The organism is Amycolatopsis sp. SID8362 (assembly GCF_010550475.1).
GTDB classification, from domain to species: Bacteria; Actinomycetota; Actinomycetes; order Mycobacteriales; family Pseudonocardiaceae; genus Amycolatopsis; species Amycolatopsis eburnea.
In genome coordinates this window covers 1-359 of sequence record NZ_JAAGNB010001597.1, presented here as the reverse complement: position 1 = coordinate 359, position 359 = coordinate 1, and the positions used below count along the sequence as shown (strand labels likewise).

Below are 359 nucleotides of genomic sequence, written 5' to 3'. Positions count from 1 at the left end.
GCCGCGGCCAACGCGTTCCTCGACGCGCTCGCGCAGTACCGCGCGGCCCGCAGCCTGCCCGCCGGTTCGCTGGCCTGGGGTCCCTGGGCCACCGACGGCATGCTCGGCGACGCCGGACGGGCGAAGCTGGAGCGGTCCGCGTTCGTCCCGTTCACCGCCGAAAGCGGTCTGGACCTGTTCGACGTCGCCGCCGCGCGGCCCGAACCGGTGCTGCTGCCGCTGCAACTCGACACCGCCGCGCTGGCCGCGCAATCCGGCTTGCCGCCGCTGTTCGCGTCGCTGGTGCGGGCCCCGGCTCGCCGTACCGCCGAAACGGCATCGGAAGAGCCCGCCGGCCCGCCGTTCGCCCAGCGGCTCGG

1 protein-coding gene is annotated in these 359 nt (G+C 76.3%); it reads left to right on the top strand.

The window, feature by feature from the left end; translation table 11 throughout:
• Window positions 1–359 (top strand): KR domain-containing protein (locus tag G3I65_RS48975; RefSeq protein ID WP_160702452.1); only part of this gene is annotated, 359 nt, incomplete at both ends.